General features: G+C 43.2%; 15 protein-coding genes and 2 tRNA genes. 6 read left to right on the forward strand and 11 right to left on the reverse strand.

Translation table 11 applies throughout. The features are described 5' to 3' along the window. Positions 1-317: IS30 family transposase (locus tag EI161_RS03800; RefSeq protein WP_192529023.1), on the forward strand; the 317-nt coding region annotated here is incomplete at its 5' end. Between the two features lie 208 nt (positions 318-525). Here the strand turns inward: EI161_RS03800 and truB are convergent. The 9 genes from truB to tpiA all read right to left on the reverse strand — a co-directional run bounded on the left by truB (position 526) and on the right by tpiA (position 9,548). Continuing rightward, complete coding sequence (gene truB, locus EI161_RS03805) at positions 526-1,581, reverse strand: tRNA pseudouridine(55) synthase TruB (RefSeq protein ID WP_192529024.1); 1,056 nt, start codon at positions 1,579-1,581, stop codon at positions 526-528. Between the two features lie 23 nt (positions 1,582-1,604). Further along, the gene (locus tag EI161_RS03810) at positions 1,605-1,994 is read right to left on the reverse strand and encodes a ribosome-binding factor A (protein ID WP_192529025.1); all 390 of its coding nucleotides are present in this window, start codon (positions 1,992-1,994) and stop codon (positions 1,605-1,607) included. 234 nt (positions 1,995-2,228) lie between these two features. After that, positions 2,229-4,952 carry a translation initiation factor IF-2 gene (infB, locus tag EI161_RS03815; RefSeq protein ID WP_192523414.1) on the reverse strand — a complete coding sequence of 908 codons (2,724 nt, stop codon included), beginning with the start codon at positions 4,950-4,952 and terminating at the stop codon, positions 2,229-2,231. Between the two features lie 151 nt (positions 4,953-5,103). Further along, on the reverse strand, positions 5,104-6,588 hold the full coding sequence (gene nusA, locus EI161_RS03820) for a transcription termination factor NusA (protein ID WP_192523413.1): 1,485 nt from the start codon (positions 6,586-6,588) through the stop codon (positions 5,104-5,106). 141 nt (positions 6,589-6,729) lie between these two features. Continuing rightward, on the reverse strand, positions 6,730-7,230 hold the full coding sequence (gene rimP / locus EI161_RS03825; RefSeq protein WP_192529026.1) for a ribosome maturation factor RimP: 501 nt from the start codon (positions 7,228-7,230) through the stop codon (positions 6,730-6,732). A gap of 494 nt (positions 7,231-7,724) precedes the next feature. After that, positions 7,725-7,801, reverse strand: a tRNA-Met gene (locus tag EI161_RS03830). 166 nt (positions 7,802-7,967) lie between these two features. Continuing rightward, positions 7,968-8,052, reverse strand: a tRNA-Leu gene (locus EI161_RS03835). A 160-nt stretch (positions 8,053-8,212) separates the two neighbouring features. Further along, a complete protein-coding gene (gene secG / locus EI161_RS03840; RefSeq protein WP_021814138.1) occupies positions 8,213-8,521 on the reverse strand; it encodes a preprotein translocase subunit SecG in 309 nt (102 codons plus the stop codon). Positions 8,522-8,738: 217 nt separating this feature from the next. Beyond that, complete coding sequence (gene tpiA / locus EI161_RS03845) at positions 8,739-9,548, reverse strand: triose-phosphate isomerase (protein ID WP_192529027.1); 810 nt, start codon at positions 9,546-9,548, stop codon at positions 8,739-8,741. Positions 9,549-10,168: 620 nt separating this feature from the next. Here tpiA and pilB point away from each other — a divergent pair. The 4 genes from pilB to coaE all read left to right on the forward strand — a co-directional run bounded on the left by pilB (position 10,169) and on the right by coaE (position 15,073). Beyond that, positions 10,169-11,884, forward strand: a complete 1,716-nt coding sequence (pilB, locus tag EI161_RS03850; protein WP_192529028.1) for a type IV-A pilus assembly ATPase PilB — start codon at positions 10,169-10,171, stop codon at positions 11,882-11,884. Positions 11,885-12,067: 183 nt separating this feature from the next. Then, positions 12,068-13,291 carry a type II secretion system F family protein gene (locus EI161_RS03855; protein ID WP_192529029.1) on the forward strand — a complete coding sequence of 408 codons (1,224 nt, stop codon included), beginning with the start codon at positions 12,068-12,070 and terminating at the stop codon, positions 13,289-13,291. Positions 13,292-13,316: 25 nt separating this feature from the next. Then, a complete protein-coding gene (locus EI161_RS03860) occupies positions 13,317-14,216 on the forward strand; it encodes a prepilin peptidase (RefSeq protein WP_192529032.1) in 900 nt (299 codons plus the stop codon). Positions 14,217-14,380: 164 nt separating this feature from the next. Beyond that, the gene (coaE, locus tag EI161_RS03865; protein ID WP_192529030.1) at positions 14,381-15,073 is read left to right on the forward strand and encodes a dephospho-CoA kinase; all 693 of its coding nucleotides are present in this window, start codon (positions 14,381-14,383) and stop codon (positions 15,071-15,073) included. Here coaE and rlmB read toward each other — a convergent pair. Then, positions 15,036-15,806 (reverse strand): 23S rRNA (guanosine(2251)-2'-O)-methyltransferase RlmB, encoded by a 771-nt coding sequence (rlmB, locus tag EI161_RS03870; protein ID WP_192529031.1) that lies wholly within the window; start codon positions 15,804-15,806, stop codon positions 15,036-15,038. The two genes, coaE and rlmB, sit on opposite strands and share 38 nt — an antisense overlap. 247 nt (positions 15,807-16,053) lie before the next feature. Continuing rightward, positions 16,054-16,389 carry a pyrimidine/purine nucleoside phosphorylase gene (locus EI161_RS03875; RefSeq protein ID WP_192523406.1) on the reverse strand — a complete coding sequence of 112 codons (336 nt, stop codon included), beginning with the start codon at positions 16,387-16,389 and terminating at the stop codon, positions 16,054-16,056. A 620-nt stretch (positions 16,390-17,009) separates the two neighbouring features. Between EI161_RS03875 and recN the strand changes: the two genes are divergently transcribed. Next, the gene (recN, locus tag EI161_RS03880; protein WP_192523405.1) at positions 17,010-18,689 is read left to right on the forward strand and encodes a DNA repair protein RecN; all 1,680 of its coding nucleotides are present in this window, start codon (positions 17,010-17,012) and stop codon (positions 18,687-18,689) included. Positions 18,690-18,745: the final 56 nt, after the last annotated feature.

The following is an 18,745-nucleotide window of genomic DNA, read 5'->3' on the forward strand; positions in this document are numbered from 1 at the left end:
CAATGATAGGTATCCTAAAACCAGTGAGGTTGCAGGTTAAGACCATTACCTCTGACAATGGTAAAGAGTTTGCTCAGCATAAGAAGGTGAAACGAAAGCTCTTTACTTCCTTCTTCTTTGCCGATGCTTATGCGTCATGGCAGCGAGGAACCAACGAGAATACTAACGGCTTAATCAGAGAGTTCTTGCCTAAGGGTTGTGACTTTAGACAAGTCTCTGATAATGAGATACAGGACATTGAGAATAAACTAAACAACAGACCAAGAAAACGATTAGGGTTTAAAACGCCCAATCAGGTGTTCTATAATATAATTTAGCGTTGCACTTGGTATGTTAATCTAAGTTATTATAATTTTTCTTATTTTTTATTTTTGTCTAGCTTTCCCTAGCTGACTTAACCAATGTACAAAAAAAACAGGTTCCACCATAGGTGAAACCTGCAATAAAATGTGACGATATGTGATTAGTGTAAACTGTTAGTAAGCTGAGAAGCAATAAACAGAATATAGTTTTAACACCGCAAGACTAACGTTGAATCAGTTTTTTAGGCTGCAATCGCCCATTAAGACTAACCGCACCCAACCCAAGAAAGCAACCTTGCTCGTCTATTAAGCGAATATCTACGGGTATTTCATGTTCCAATGGCTGGACTTTATCATTCTGACTATTGGTTACACTTATAGAGTTAGACGACTGGTTAATAACTTCCGATATATAACCTCTGATATCTTCCGTCAGCTGTTCAAATACGTTTAGGCGCTGACCCATATGCACGCGAGCACACTGTTCAGTCGTCAATGTCAGCTCAGCATCGATATCAATGCAAGCGTCAATGGCTAATAAATGAGACTGTCGACTGTCTAAAGCCATCTCTTCTAATGCTGATAAAGCAATCGCTTCCTCAATGTTGAAATTGCCAACTTGCGTACGTCGTAACGCAGTCAAATGCCCCAGCGTTCCCATTACTTTAGCGATATCTTCACCCAGTACGCGCACGTAAGTGCCTTTGGTACAAGTGACTGTCAATTGAATCTGCGTATCATCGATGGCTTCGAGGTTAATCGCCTTGAGAATAATATCTCTTGGCTTTCTCTCTATTTCGATACCAGCACGAGCATATTCATATAGTTTTTTGCCATCTTTTTTTAGGGCAGAATACATCGGTGGTATCTGCTGCTGGGCACCCGAAAACTGTTGGGCAACCTTGTCTAATAGCGCATCGTCAAATTTTGGAATAGGTGCTTGTGCTACGATTTGCCCGTCGGCATCACCTGTATCTGTCTGGCTACCAAGTAAAATAGTCGCTTGATAGGACTTGTCCGCATCAAGTTGATAATGGCTAAACTTCGTCGCCTCACCCATACAAATAGGCAGTAGCCCCGTTGCCATGGGATCAAGCGTACCCGTATGACCGGCTTTTTTGCTATCGTGTATCGGTGATTTAAACAGATACTTCACCTTTGACACCACTTGCTGCGAGGTCATACCTTTAGGCTTATCCACTAAGATAACACCAGAGACTTTTATTTTATCAGCCATCTTATTGGCTTTTTTGTCAGCTTGATTGGGTGGTATAGACATAATGGCTTTTACTCTTTGATTTCTTACTCATCGTTCTCGTTTTGCTCAGTTTTGGTGACCGCCTGATTAATCAAGTCCATCATATAGTTACCACGAGCGGTGACTTCATCATAATGAAAGCGCAAGCGCGGCGTGGTGCGTGTTTTCAGGCTGTGGCTCAACTCCGTACGTAAAAACCCAGCGGCTTTATTGAGTACTTTGATGCTTTCTTCGTGGTTGGTCTTGGTCATAGCATCATTAAGCTCAGGCTCCATGATGGTGACGTAGACATCAGCATAGCCTAAATCTGGGCTGACCTTAACACTAGAGATTGTGACAAAACCTGTTAAACGAGGATCGTTGACTTCGTCACGAATGAGGACCGCAAGCTCGCGCTGAATTTGATCAGCCAAACGTTGTAAGCGTTGATTCATATTATTACCTTATTTTTTATATGGCTCGTCTTCATTCATTAATTAACTAACATATTTGTTTATCAATAAATTTGAAGACTGTAAATTTGAAGACTAATAGTTGTCAAAAAAGGCCTAGCAGGATGTACCTGTTAGGCCTAAGTACAGCTGAATATTCATAAGATAGCTGGTTATTTATGTGATGCTTAATAAAGCAAGTTACATAACCAACTGTCTTCGTTTTAAACAGTAACTTTAGATAGTACGTGCGAACTCTTGGATTTCAAAGACTTCGATTTTATCACCCGCTTCGACATCGTAGCCACGAACTGCAAGACCACATTCCATGCCAGTACGTACTTCATTGACGTCTTCTTTATAACGACGCAATGATTGCAAATGGCCAGTAAAGATAACTTGGTCATCACGTAAGACGCGGATAGGTTTGTTGCGATAAATCGTACCCTCAACCACCATACAACCAGCAGCTGCACCAAATTTACTAGAGCGGAATACTTCACGAACATCCGCCACACCCAAGATTTTCTCACGATGTTCTGGCGCGAGCATACCGCTCATGGCTGCTTTAACATCATCAATCAAGCCATAGATAACACTGTAATAGCGAATATCCATATTAGCCGCGTCAGCTTTACGACGGGCGGTCGCATCTGCTCGGACATTGAAGCCTAATAGTACTGCTTCGCTCGACTCTGCAAGAGTGACATCCGATTCAGAGATAGGGCCAACGCCGGAGCTAATCACTCTGACTTTTACTTCATCAGTTGATAGCTCGTTCAATGCAGCAAGTAATGCTTCAAGTGAACCACGGACATCTGTTTTCAATACGATATTTAAGAATGATACATCGCCTTGTTCCATCTGATCGAACATACTCTCTAAACGCATGGCGTTCTGGCGTTCAAGTTGACGCTCACGCTCACGGTTGGTTCTAAAGTCCGCCACTTCACGAGCTTTTTTCTCATCCGTTACGACTAAGAATTCACTACCAGCCGCTGGCGTTTCAGGCAAACCTAAAATCTCCACAGGGATAGAAGGACCAGCAGTTTTGATACGCTGACCACTCTCATTAGTCATCGCACGAACTTTACCATAATGTTCGCCGGCTAAGACCAAGTCACCTTGCTTTAAGGTACCTTTTTTGACTAGAACACTAACAACAGGGCCACGACCTTTCTCAAGTCTTGATTCAATGACCACACCTTGCGCCGCGCCATCTAATGGTGCTTCTAATTCCATCAATTCAGCTTGGAGGCTAATGAATTCCAATAGCTCGTCGATACCTTCGCCAGTTTTGGCTGAGATACGCGCCATTGGGGTATCGCCGCCCCATTCTTCTGATACCACTTCTTTCGTGGTTAACTCATTTAGGACACGATCCGGATCAGCACTTGGCTTATCCATTTTGTTGATAGCAACAATGATAGGTGTGCCAGCAGCGCGAGCATGATCAATCGCTTCTGCAGTTTGTGGCATCATACCGTCATCAGCAGCAACAACGATTACGACGATATCTGTCGCTTGGGCACCGCGTGAACGCATGGCACTAAAAGCTGCGTGACCTGGGGTATCAAGGAAAGTAATCACACCGCGATCTGTTTTTACATGGTAAGCACCGATATGCTGGGTAATACCACCCGCTTCGCCAGTCGCAACCTTAGTTTCACGGATTTTATCGAGTAGTGATGTTTTACCATGGTCAACGTGACCCATGATAGTAACCACTGGTGGACGCGTTTGGATATTACTGCTGCGCTCATCAACGGCATATTGTAGATCATCTTCAACTTTGGTATCGCTGACTGGTACAGGGTTGTGACCCATCTCTTCAACAAGTAGACTGGCTGTTGCTTGATCAATCATATCTGATTCACGAGCCATTTCACCCATTTTCATCAGCAATTTAGTCACTTCACGAGCTTTAACCGCCATACGCTGCGCGAGATCTGCTACGGTGATTTGCTCACTAATCTCAACATCATAAATAATTTTATCAAGCGGCTTTTCAAACTTATGCTGTGTCGACTGACTTGAACGTAAACCATTTTTACGGTTTTTGATTTCACGCTCATCTTGATTCTTACGGCGACGACCACGAGCTCCAGTGCTACTTGCACCGCGCTTGATTTCACGACGTTCCTTTTCAAATGATTCTTCTAACGCATCACCGACTAGACCTTCTGCCAGTGGCTCGTCTTTACGAACTTCAGCAGCAGGCTGATCCGTATATTGACCCGCCATTTTACGCATTTGCTCAAGCGTACGTTTTTGCGCTTCTTTCGCTTGGGCTTGACGAGTTTCTGTTTCGATTTGACGTAAACGATTCTCTTCTTTTTCACGTACTTCGCGAGCTTTGCGCTCAGCTGCCGTTTCAACTTTTGGTTTGGTTGCAGCGACTTTTTTCTTCGGCTGTTCTTTTGGCTTAACTTCAACAGCGGCTTTACCACCTTTTTTCACAACCACTGAGGTTGAGATATCGTCATTCTTGTCGTCTGATTTTTTGCTAGAACCTAAGCTTGCACGCATCGCAGCTAAGGTTGCTGCTTGACGCTCTTCAGATTTTTTCTTGGTGGCAGCACGCTCTTCAGCATCTTTAGCAGCACGCTCTTGCGACTCAATCATCGCTTGCTCACGCGCAGCCAATTCTTCAGCCATTTTCTCTGGATCAGGCTTTTCGAATACTTTCTTTTTACGCACTTCAACATTGACACTCTTAGATTTTCCTGAAGAGCCGGTCACACGCGCGGTGCTAGTTGTCTTAGACTTCAGACTAATACGACGCTTTTCTTGCTGACCATGACTTTGTTTTAAATACGTCACCAGTTTTTCTTGCTCAACCTCAGTAACTAAGTCATCTTCTGCGCGAGTAGGCAGTCCAGCATCTACCAGTTGCTGTTGTACAGCACTCGTAGTTTTGCCTACCATATCTGCCAGTTCTTTGACGGTCTTATCTGCCATTTAATATCACCTACTGTCTATTATTTGCTATATGTTCAATTCAGTTGTTGGCTACAAATGATTGGGGTAAGGCTGGTATTTGTATTGCAATCATACCAACACTTTATTATCGATAGCATATCACCAAAAGACAGCGATATGCAGTCACCGCTTATTCATTGAACCAAGATTCCCGAGCTTTCATGATGAGTTTTCCTGCGGTTTCAGTATCTAATCCTTCGATATCTTCTAAATCGAAGACGGCTTGTTCTGCCAAGTCATCAACGGTGATGATGTCTTTTTGTGCCATTTTATAAGCCCAGCTGACGGTCATACCCTCAAGATCTTGTAACTCTTGACTTGGCTCTTTCATGTTTTGTTGTTTAAATAATTCATCTGCAATGACCACTTCTTTGGCGCGCTCTTGAATCATATCAATCGCTTCATCATCTAAACCCTCTATATCATAAAAGGTTTCGACTGGTACATAAGCCACTTCTTCGATACTGGTAAAACCAATATCAACAAGCGCATGCGCTAGGTCGCGATCCACCTCTAAACGCTCATAGAATAATTCGATGAATGCTTTAGATTCGTTTTCTTGACGCTGCTGATACTCTTCTTCTAGCATCATATTAAGCTTATAGCCCGTAAGCTCGGACGCCAAACGGACGTTTTGACCTTGTGAGCCAATCGCGCGCGCCAACTGATCGTTGGTACTAAAGATAATATCGGCCATCTGCATGTCTTCATCTAAAATAATACTGCTGACATCAGCTGGCTCTAAAGAACTGATAATGAATTGTGCTGGATCATCTGACCACACCACCACATCAATACGTTCGCCATCAAGTTCTTGCTGTACCGCTTGAATACGCGTACCACGCATACCGATACAAGCACCAACAGGGTCGATACGATGATCGTTAGTCTTCACCGCTATTTTAGCACGAGTACCTGGCAAGCGAGCGACGTTACGGATTTCAATAATTTGTTCTGCAATCTCAGGCACTTCTTTTTGCATCAAGGCTGAAAGCATCTCAGGATGGGTACGTGACAACAATAGCTGTGCACCGCGGTTTTCACGATTCACATGATACAAGATAGCGTTGATGCGCGATTTTGCACGCAGCTGCTCACGTGGCAACATCTGATCGCGTGAAAGATAACCTTCTGCGTTGTCACCTAAATCGATAATATAACCATCACGAGTTTGCTTTTTGACTTCGCCGTACATCATCTCACCAACACGTGGCTCAAAAGCATCAGCTACGAGCGCGCGCTCAGCTTCACGAATTTTTTGAATGATAACTTGTTTGGCTTGAGTCGCCGCAATACGACCAAACTCAATCGATTCGATTTGCTCTTCTTTAACATCACCAATAGACCATTCATCTTGATCAAGGTCAGTAATTGCTAACTGACAGGCAGGCATTTCGTGATCTTCATCTGCAACCACTGTCCAGTAACGATAAGTATCGTAATCGCCCGTTGTACGGTCGATGGCAACCCGTACGGCCACTTCTGGCTGTTCGGTATATACTTTTTTCTTCGTCGATACCACTAAAGCGTCTTCGATGGCTTCAAAGATATCTTCAGGATTTAAGCCCTTTTCATTACTGACAGTTTCTACTACCGTTAAGATTTCACGACTCATACTATACCTGTCCTATCATTTTTTAATTGACTTAAATTTTATAATTTATGACTTGCTATATATTTTCACCGTAAGCTATCTAAGCTATTTGGAGACTACGCTATTTGAAGAGTAAGCTATTAGAGAGTAAAGTTTTAAAGATTAAGCATCTTCATAAACCAAATTGGCTTTATCGATATTACTTAACGCAATTTCAAACTGTTCACCATCACTTGACGTCAATTTCAAGGTGTTTGCATCAATATTATCTAGAGTACCAGTGGCTTTACGGCGTTTTTGATCGCCATCACCAATCGCTTGTATTAAACGCAAACTCACGGTTTGACCCACATAAGCATGCATCTGCTCATCTGAGAAAAAAGCACGGTCAAAACCTGGCGAAGACACTTCTAAAATATACTCACCAGCGATAGGATCATGAACCTCAAGAATACCGCTCACTTGATGGTTCACCGCAGCACAGTCTTCGATGGTCACGTGCTTATCTTGGGCTTGCTCTTCTGGCAGCGCCTCAATATAAATACGTAATAAAGAGCGATTGCCTTGTGGCGCGAATTCTATGCCCCACAATGCCACATCACAAGCGGCGACGGCAGGGGCAATAATATTGGTCAGTTCTGCAACTTTGGTCGAAAGCTTCATAATCTATTTATATTTTCCTATTCACTTATCTATCGTACTTAATAAACTGTTTTAAAGTCTTTGCTTATCTCTGCCATCATATAGTATTTATTTAACCATAAGAGACACTGTCATTGTTTTATTTTTAAATCACAAACCTATCATTATTATATAGGCCATTATCATAGAGACGCTGTGTATTTATATGAGGATGAGCGTATAAAACATCAAGCTCAGCCAAACCATGCTTTTATTATTCATAAAGCAGTACTATCGATAAAAGAGTGAGGAGTAAAAGAGTACTAAAAAATAGTTTGCTTAAGAAACGTCACTCTAATGACGACGAGTAATAACAAGCTACCATAAATGGCGTCGTACTCTATAGGCCTAGAGCTTAGCATAAGTAGGATAGATACCGCGATAACGCCAATCATCAGATACAAAAAAACCCACAAACATAATGGTGGGCTAATCGGTACTGACAAATTTAGCGTGCAATACATCAGTATAAAAAATGGTAGCGGGGGCTGGATTTGAACCAACGACCTTCGGGTTATGAGCCCGACGAGCTACCAGACTGCTCCACCCCGCATCAATCTAGAACGCGTATTATAGGGAGGTTTTATAGAAGTGTCAATACTTATTTAAAAATAATTTAAAATAAAGTATTTAACTCGATCAACTCTCTTAATACGATACTACCTTAACAGCTTTATACTTTGAAATATATCAATTTAAAAAACTAATACTTCAAAACTTGGTGCGATTGGGGGGACTTGAACCCCCACAGCTTGCGCCACCACCCCCTCAAGATGGCGTGTCTACCAATTCCACCACAATCGCATTCTTCTCACTGCTCTGTTTTCTAACCTTTACTCTATTTTAATAGATGCTTTAAGGTAGGCACCAATAGACAAAGACTTGTAAAAACAGAAAAGCATTGTAAATCTAACGCCTTAAAATAGCAAGCGTTGCCTATTCAAAAACGCTTACGAAAAAATAACTATTCAGGGTTTTGAGTCAAAGGGCGTGGTGTTTGTGGTGCTGAAACCGGCGCATCTAAACGAAACTGATCTTCTGCCTGCTTACGAGCATGAACCGCAAGAGTCATACTGGTGATAAAAAATATGACCGTAAGCACCGCAGTCGCACGCGTCAAGAAGTTAGCCGTTCCTGCTGCACCAAATACAGTGCCTGAAGAGCCAGCACCAAACGAAGCCCCAGCGTCTGCCCCTTTGCCATGCTGTATCAAAATCAAGCCGATCATGGCAATCGCCACGATAATGTGCAGGGCTAATATAAACGTAAACATGGTGGCCTCTTTTGCCGCGTAATGACGACTGATAACGGAAAATAAATCTTAAGGTTAATGGTGATAGCAATTAGCGCGCAATAACGCCAATTCGATTGTGTTAAATAAGGCGCATTGTACACGATTGCAAGGGCACTGTTAAACCTACTTTTGCCAACTGATAAAGACATTTTATATACGCATGAGATATTTATTAGCTGTATTTTGCTTATATTAACTAAATATTTGCACTACTAAAGGCTTTGGCAATCATCAAAAAACTTTCGGCCTTTAATGAAGCGCCGCCGACCAATGCACCGTCAATCATAGGATCTGAGGCAAAGCTATCGGCATTATCAGCATTGACACTACCTCCATATAAAACAGTCATTGAATCAATGGCTTCGGCAAAACTGGCCATCTTTTGCTTAATATGCTGGTGGGTTTTACTGACTTCAGCCACGGTCGGTACTTTGCCAGTGCCAATCGCCCAGACTGGCTCGTAAGCAATGATTAGGCGCTCAGGTAATGATGCTATCAGGTCTGGCTGCTGGGCAAGCAAGTCTTTAATAACCGATAACTGGGTATCGATGACGTCAAGCGTTTGCTTAGCATCGTATTGCGCTTGGGTTTCCCCAATACAAAGTATCGCGCCTAAGTTCTGCGTCAGTGCATGCGTCAGCTTTTTTACTAGGCTATCATTAGATTCGTTATGGTATTGACGGCGCTCAGAGTGTCCAAGTATCGTCCACGTTGCGCCAGTATCTGCTACTTGCTGCGCTGAGCAATCACCCGTATACGCGCCAGTGCTCGCACTGTGAGCGCTGATATCTTGAGCCGCACTAAGTATTGAACTGCCTTTTAAACGTGCATTCACAGCCGCCAGATGAATACAGCTTGGCGCCACCATTAACGTGCATCGTTTCGATACCTCTATAGCGGCTTGCTTTTCGGCATCAACTGCCACCAATAAATCGTCTAATAACACATTGACGTCGTGGCTCGTTGCTGGATTTTGTTTCCAATTGCCAATTACCCAAGCTTGCATACCTATCTACCTTGTCTCATGTATTCATGCCAATGCGGCTGATATGCGCGCCAGTATAACAAATAATTCACAAGTGCTATAGTATAGTGCTGCCCAAATCAAAACAGAGCTTTACGGTTAGGGTGGGTTAAATAGCCGACCATGGCATTGATAGAAAACAGCTATATATAGTTGACTCACCTTTAAAAGGCTATAGCACTGCTGAGATTAATTTTTCATAACCTCCATCTACGCAGGCATAGCAAGCAAAATCTATTCTAATAGCGCGTTATAGTATTTATTTTATTTAGGTCTGATTGTAGTCTGGTTTTATATTTTTACGCTGTGCTTGCGCTATTGATATATTTTCACCAACTATCCATTTAATGGTCTATATACAGCCTTTAAAATAAAGCCTTCAAAGTGAAGTAAAGTCCTATATTATATTGATAGAAAACCAAACACTGCCTATTCATAAAAAAGCATCACTATAAATAGTACGCTAAACTAAAATGGCGACAGTGCTGTTATTGATAAAAACACGTGACTCTTAAAGGTTATATAAATAGGGGTTATTTAGATAGGGGCTATATAACCCCTAGGTAAATACACAAAATAGTTGGTATTAAGGAGAGGTCATAATGTCTATTACAACCAATAAGTATGGTGGTTTAGCACAACAACTTATCAATGAAGGGGTTGTCAGCGAAGCGAACATGAAAACCGCGCAAACCGAGTCGCAGCAGCAAAAAATAGGGCTGGTACCATACTTAGTAGACAATAAGATGGCCAAAGCCTCACAACTGGCTCAGATGCTGTCACAAGCCTTTGGCGACCCTCTTTTCGACCTTGATGCATTAAACCTCAATGTTATCCCAAAAGACTTAGTCGACGAAAAAATCGTTCGAAAATTTAATGCTTTGCCAATTTTTAAGCGCGGTCAGCGCTTATTTGTCGCTCTAAGTGATCCGACACGTATAGATGCCATTGATGCGATTGCTTTTAATTCCCGCCTATCTATTGAAACGGTTGTCGTCGAAGAAGATAAGCTCAAAAAGCACATCGAAAGTCTTTACGCCGATACCATGCAAAGTTTTGATAGTTTCTCTGACGGTGACTTCAACGTTGGCTTGGAAGACGGCGAAGAAGCCGATGAAGAAGGTGAAACTAAGCTTACCGATAGTGTAGAAGAAGCACCAGTCGTCAAATTCGTCAATAAAATGCTGGTCGATGCCATACGCATGGGCGCCTCTGATTTGCATTTTGAGCCCTATGAAAAAACCTATCGCGTTCGCTTTCGGGTCGACGGGGTGATGCAAAAAATGGCCAACCCGCCCGTACAACTTGCAGGGAAAATCGCAGCGCGTTTAAAAGTGATGTCACAAATGGATATCTCAGAGCGCCGTGTCCCGCAAGATGGACGTATCAAACTGAAGTTATCCAAAGATAAAGCCATCGATTTTCGGGTTAGCTGCTTGCCTACCCTATTTGGGGAAAAGCTGGTCCTACGTATCCTAGATCCATCATCGGCGATGCTCGGCATTGAAGCACTCGGTTATGAGCCTGATCAAAAAGAGATGTTTTTAGAAGCGCTACACAAACCACAAGGTATGCTACTGATTACGGGTCCAACAGGTTCTGGTAAAACCGTATCGTTATATACGGGTATCAATATACTTAACACGGGTGATACTAATATCTCAACCGCTGAAGACCCAGTTGAGATTAACCTTGAAGGGATCAATCAGGTCAACGTCAACCCGAAAGTGGGACTGAATTTTTCCACTGCTCTTAAGTCATTTTTACGCCAAGATCCTGATATCGTGATGGTTGGTGAGATTCGTGACCTTGAAACCGCTGAAATTGCGATAAAGGCGGCGCAGACAGGACATATGGTGCTGTCAACCCTACACACCAACTCCGCACCTGAAACCTTGACGCGTTTGCGTAATATGGGCGTGGCTTCCTTTAACATCGCAACGTCAGTGAATTTGGTCATTGCCCAGCGGCTAGCGCGGCGTTTATGCAAAAACTGTAAAAAACCGATTACCATCCCACGACAAAGTCTGCTTGAGCTTGGTTTCACCGATGCCGACTTAGACAATCCAGATAATATCATTCATGAGCCAGTAGGCTGTAATGAATGCCGTGAAGGTTATAAAGGGCGTGTGGGTATCTACGAGGTGATGAAAGTCAATTCAGATATTTCACGAATTATTATGGAAGACGGAAACGCCATAGATATCAAAGATGCGGCTCTCAAAAATGGCTTTCGAGACCTACGTCGCTCTGGTATTTTGAAAGTGTTGCAAGGCGTGACCAGTATTCAAGAAATGATGCGTGTCACCTCCGAATAATATCTTCTAAACCGTCAGGCGCCTTATTATTATAAGCCAGCAATAACCATTGCTGAACAGAATTAAAAATAAAACAGATGGACACTGGTTTTTTGCGCTAAAATAGAGTAATCCAGCTATTATTAGCTAGGCATTATTTATATACTTGCAATATCTAATTAGATAATTTTTGAGGGTAGTCACATGGCAAAAGCTAAGACCGATATGTTGTTAGACTTTGTCTATGATGGGGTGAACCGCCGCGGACAAAAAGTGAAGGGTGAAACCACCAGTCGTAGTTTGGAGCTGGCGAAAGCCACTCTACGCAAGCAAGGTATTACGGTCAAAGGCATCAAGAAAAAACCAAAGCCCTTATATACCTTTAAAAAATCTATTAAGCCTATTGATATTGCTATTTTTGCCCGTCAATTGGCAACCATGATGAAAGCAGGCGTACCATTGACACAGTCCTTTGAGATTGTTGCTGATTCTCTTGATAACCCTAGTATGAAAGAGCTAGTTTTGCAAATAAAAGCGGATATTGAAGCCGGTGGCACCTTTGCGTCGGCATTACGTAAGCATCCACGCTATTTTGACGATCTCTTTTGCTCTCTTATCGATTCTGGTGAGCAGTCCGGTTCTTTGGAAACCATGCTTGAGCGGGTTGCGACCTATAAAGAGAAAAGCGAATTACTCAAAGCGAAAATTAAAAAAGCCATGAAGTATCCTATAGCGGTCATCGTGGTTGCTATCATTGTCACCATTATTCTACTGGTCAAAGTAGTTCCTGTATTTTCTGGATTATTTGAATCTTTTGGTGCAGAGCTACCTGCTTTTACCCAAATGGTGGTGGGTATGTCTGAGTGGATGCAGGCATGGTGGTTCCTTTTACTTATTATTATTGGCGGCACTATTATTGGTTTTTCAGAAGCCAAAAAGCGCTCTAAGAAATTTCGCGATTTTTTAGACCGTGCTGCGCTAAAAGCCCCAATTTTTGGCAACATTGCTTATCAAGCGGTCATTGCCCGTTTTGCTCGTACGCTGTCTACGACTTTTGCCGCTGGCGTACCGCTTATTGATGCTTTGGATTCTACGGCTGGTGCAGCAAATAATGTGGTGTTTTATAACGCGATTCAGCAAATTAAAAACGACGTCGCTACCGGTCAACAATTACAGTTTTCTATACGCTCAACCAATTTATTCCCCAGCATGGCTATTCAAATGGTCGGTATCGGCGAAGAATCTGGTAGTTTGGAAGAAATGTTAGATAAGGTGGCCGTCTATTACGAAAACGAAGTCGATAACGCCGTCGATGGTCTGACCAGCTTGATGGAACCGCTAATTATGGCGGTATTAGGGGTCTTAATCGGTGGCTTGGTCATTGCCATGTACTTACCAATCTTCCAGATGGGCTCAGTGGTAGGCTAAAGGCTAATTAAAGGACAGCGATTTGATGCAGTTTATACAGTTATTACAAGAAAATATGGCTATCGCGCTAGCCACATTTGGTCTATTAGGTCTTTGTGTTGGTAGTTTTTTAAATGTGGTGATTCATCGTATTCCACTGATGATGATGGTCGCTTGGCGACAAGAATGTAGCCAGTTCGTATCTGAGCAAACAGACATGCCGCGCGAACATACTGCGCCGCTGGCAGATATTGTCGCCACTGATACACCAATCACCTTAAGTCACCCAGCCTCGCGCTGTCCGCACTGTGGACATAAAATTAAATGGTACGAAAACATACCTTTAATCAGCTGGATGGCACTACGCGGACGCTGCTCAGACTGTAAAGCATTTATAGGGTTACGTTATCCCATCGTTGAACTAGTTACTGCTCTGCTCTCTATATTGGTTATTTATAAATTTGGTGTCAGTGCCGCTGGAATATCTGCATTAGTGTTGGTATGGACCCTCGTGGCCTTAACCGGTATTGATTTTGATACCCAATTGCTGCCCGACCGTCTAACCTTTCCATTAGCAGGGCTAGGACTGGCTGTAAACTCACAAGGCTGGTTTGTCACACCAACCCAATCGATTTGGGGCTTACTATTTGGCTTCTTGTCTTTATGGATAGTGGTCAAGGTGTTTTATTTAATCACTAAGAAACACGGTATGGGTCAAGGAGATTTTAAATTATTAGCAGTACTGGGGGCTTGGCTTGGCCCTTTGATGCTACCACTAATTATTCTATTGTCATCTTTACTTGGCTCGATCGTTGGAATCATTCTCATGAAAAAACAGGGCGAGAGCCAGCCTTTTGCCTTTGGTCCTTATATCGCCATTGCTGGTATCGTGGCTTTATTATACGGGTCAGATATCGTCAGCTGGTATCTTGGTATGTACACATAGACAGTAACTATTCTTAATAGTTACTGTTAACCTTTAACAACCAATGTCACTAATACTACTAATGTCACCGCAACTGCAAGGCTATAGTCAAAAAACTTAAAATGACTACAGTGCTACTGTTCATCGACTACATTATCCTTTTATCCGTCAGATAAGTCATTATTATGTCAAAATCTATAGAAACACGCTCACCTTATTCGCATCAACCACAAACACCTGAGCCTAGAAGTAAAACTTTAGTCGTGGGTTTGACCGGAGGTATCGGTAGCGGAAAATCTGCTGCCAGCGACTGGTTTGCCCAGCAAGGGATTAATATTATTGATGCGGATATTATCGCCCATGAAGTGGTGGCTAAAGGCAGCGCTACTCTGCGCAAAATTCAAAGAAAATTTGGTGATTGGGTGTTAAATGCCAATGGAGGGATGGACCGCGCCGCTGTGCGGACGCATGTGTTTGCCCATCCTGAAGCGCTCATTGAGCTTGAGTCAATCACCCATCCAGCGATACGCGAAGCCGCTAAAATACAATTAGCACAGAGTACGTCATCTTATGTGGTGTTGTCAGCGCCTTTGCTGATTGAAGCCGCAGAAGCTGGGCTAGCCAACTTATGCCAGCGTATATTGGTCATCGATGCGGCTGAAGACACGCAGCTTGCGCGTGCCAGTCAGCGTGATGAGCAAAGCGTGCAGAAAATCAAAGCGATTATGGTCAATCAGCTGAGCCGTGAAGAACGTAACCGTCATGCTGATGATGTGGTGTTAAATGAAAGTGATCTTACGGCTCTATATTTACAACTAGAACCGCTGCATCAAGACTACATCACGCTTGCCCAGCAGCTAAAGTTCGCTGCCGATTGATCTCGTATAAAGCCATACCAGTGGCCACGCTCACATTTAAGCTTTGTAAGTTACCATGCTCATTGCCTGACATCGGAATATAAACTAGCTCATCACAGCTTTCTGTAGTCAGGCGGCGCATTCCCTCGCCTTCCGACCCCATAATAATGGCAGTCTTGCCAGTCAAGTCTGCTGCATGTATTGGTTTAGCGTCAGCATTGAGCGCGGTACCAAACACAAATACCCCAGCATTTTTAATCTTTGCCAGCGTGCGTGCCAAATTGGTCACGCTAACAATGGGCATCATCTCTGCTGCGCCCACTGATACCTTGGCAACGGTCGGGGTAAGGCTTGCCGCATGATGCTTTGGACAAATAACGGCATCGACACCCATTGCCACAGCGGTACGCAAGCACGCACCGAAGTTATGCGCGTCGGTGATTTGATCTAAAACCAATAATAAGCACTGCTCACGACCAGCAAGCGTATCAAGCAAACCTTCATCAGCGAAACCTAGCGGACGCGCATTAAGCACCACGCCTTGGTGTTGCGGGCTGCCACAAAGCTGGGTGAGCTTGTCTTTTTGGGTTGGTTGAATGCTGATTCCGTTAGCGCTTGCTTGCGCCATGATAGTCTGTACATGGCTGTCACTCTCGCGTCCCTGCTGCACAAATAGGCTCAGCCCATCGAGAGGACGGTGTTCGAGTAAAGCATCAATCGCGTGAATGCCATAGAAATAGGTTGGTTTTGCCATAATAGGCCTATTGATTATAAAGTGGGTATCGCACTATTTTGATAAAAACCATGCGATAAAAAGACAGGTCTGTAATTGTAGCAACTAATACACATTTTCATATAAGTAATAGCACTAAAAAAAGAAAAACCTTACCAATACGATAAGGTTATTACTTTTGAAGGATAGAGTTGCTGTTTGAAGGCTTGGGTTTTTGGCGTTATCTATCATCTAACGACACGTCCAACAGTGCTCTCTTTCAGCAGTATTAGCCTTCTAAGTGACAGACATACTGTACGATTTCTTCTGTCCGCAAATTAAAACCACTATTGCCTTCGACAACAAACGATTGTCCCGCACGGTAATAGCTAAATTCTTCATCACCATTTATTTTGACTTCACACTCACCGCTGATGATTTCGATACGCTCAGAAGTATTGGTACTAAAATGATAATGCTCGACCAAATTGTCGCAAGGCAAAATCACTCCTAACGTCTTATGGCGACCGTCCTCAAACATAATGGTATGGCTCGAGCAACGACCATCGTAAGATACCGTGGCTTGAGCATTGACTGTTACATTGGTAAATTGCGCCGCTGTCATAGTGGCTTCCTTATCAAATAATTATTGCAAAACTAAAAAATAAGTAACTGGATTAAGTACAACTAAAATGCGAATACTTCTAGAATGCTTACTCTAAATACTACATATTTTGATATTCGACGTCTGTGTTTCTGCTATAGGAACATTCTAGTATAATGATGAAAGTGCTTATCCCTGCCGTTATACGCTGTTTAATTTTATGATGAAAAATGATTGTCATGCAACATCGTGCATAAAACTTAGCACCGCGCCTAAAACTTAGTAGCAAGAGTTTATCATTATGTGAGATTATGCTACCACATTATATCTATAAAGTTTGTTAAAGCGGCTATCAAAGTTCCGCTCATTATTAAAATAGTGATTGATATAGTCAATCCAATTTAAAACAATTCATGCCAGCAGAGCGCTATTTTTCACGCACCTCTTTTATAGTAGACTGGCTATATGACTGATTAGCTTTAAAATTTGTATTTAAGACTTTTTGCTACCATAATATTTAGTAGTATTAACCGAACACTTTCATTCCTTTATTTACTCTATTTTTCAATTTAATTGGCTTAGAGATGACTTCTTAGCATTGTATTATATGCAGGATTCATTGTCTGTCATGAGAGGCGTTGATGCTAGTATCTTTAACTTTACATCAGTTTGCACTGATCGCTCAGCACGAGCTTAGTGTGGCTGAAGGCTTCAATGTCATCACTGGTGAGACGGGTGCTGGCAAATCGCTGCTATTAGACGCACTATCCTTATGTGCCGGTGAGCGCGCCGACAGTGCGATGGTCAGACATGGTGCCACGCACGCAGATATTTATGCGCAGTTTGATGTACAAGATAACAGCGTCGTTGCCGATTGGTTCGCCAAAAATGACCGCGCGCTAGACGAGCCAGAAGTATTAATTCGCCGCCAACTGAGTAATACCGGACGCTCAAAATCATGGCTAAATGGCTCTCCTGTCAGCTTGGCTGAGCTAAAAAACTTGGGGTCGTTATTGGTCAATATTCATAGTCAGCATGCTCAGCAGGCCTTGCTTAAGCCGCAGTTTGTGGTGCAATGGCTAGATGAAATGGCGCAGATAACACCGCTAGCGGCAAAAACAACAAGCAGCTATCAAACTTATCAGCAGCTCAAACGCCAAGCTGATGATATTGCTAGTCGTGAGGCACAGCGCCAAGACCGTATCCAACTGTTGCAAAGCCAATTGGCCGATATCGCGCCGCTATTGGCGGTTGATTATGCAGAAATAGAAGCGGAGCATGAAGAGCTGTCTAACATAGAAGCCTTAATGCAAGAGGCCAGTCACGGTCTGCATTTGCTCGATAATGATACCGATGAGCCAGATGTTATGACCTTATTGGGGCAAGCAATTAAACTCTGCGATAATCAAGTCAGCGTTAGCCAAACCTTTGAGCAAGCCTCTGAACAGCTGCATTTGGCGCAGCAGCAAATCACTGAAGTGACGGGCTTGTTGTCAGATTATGCTGAACAGCAATTGCCTGACCCTGAGCGTCTGCAAACATTAGACAGTTTAATCAGTTTGGGCCATCGTTTATCACGTAAGCATGGCCTGCCCGCTAGCGATTTGCTTGAAGAAGCAAAGGGTTGGGAGATGCAATTAGAGCAACTAGAAAATGAGCCAAGCAGTGATGTAATGGCGGCACAAATTGAACAAGCATGGCAAGATTATCTAACGCTCGCGACTAAGCTACATAAAGCGCGCACTAAAGCGGCGCCAATTGTCAGCAAGCAACTGATTAAGCAATTACAACCGCTCGCCTTACCCAATGCGCGCTGTGAGTTTGTCTTTAACAAAAAAGCCGATTCTAGCCAATATAATGGGCAAGGTTGCTTTGATATTGATTTATTATTTAGCGCCAATGTGGGTATGCCGATGCAGCCACTACACAAAACTGCCTCGGGCGGTGAGCTGTCGCGCATGGCACTGGTGATGCAAGTCCTGCAAGCAACCAATGCTGATAATAATGCCGCCAAACCCATGCTGGTATTTGACGAAGTCGATGTTGGTATTAGCGGCGGTACGGCACAAGTCGTCGGTGAGCTACTGCGCGCACTGGGACAAACGCAGCAATTGCTGGCCATTACCCACCAAGCACAAGTCGCGGCACAAGCACACCAGCATATTTTGGTACAAAAACATCATGACCAGCAAACCGAAAGTGAGCTGTTAATCCTCACCGATAGCGCGCAAGTCGATGAGCTGGCACGCATGTCTGGCGGCGTAAAAATCACTGACGTCACCCGTGACCACGCCCGTAGCTTATTGTCCGATGTTAAGTAAAAACCGCTTATCTACACTAAGTATCTAATAATGGCTAAATATTTGCTTTAGTTGAT

Source organism: Psychrobacter sp. FME5, from assembly GCF_014861375.1.
Classification (GTDB): Bacteria; Pseudomonadota; Gammaproteobacteria; order Pseudomonadales; family Moraxellaceae; genus Psychrobacter.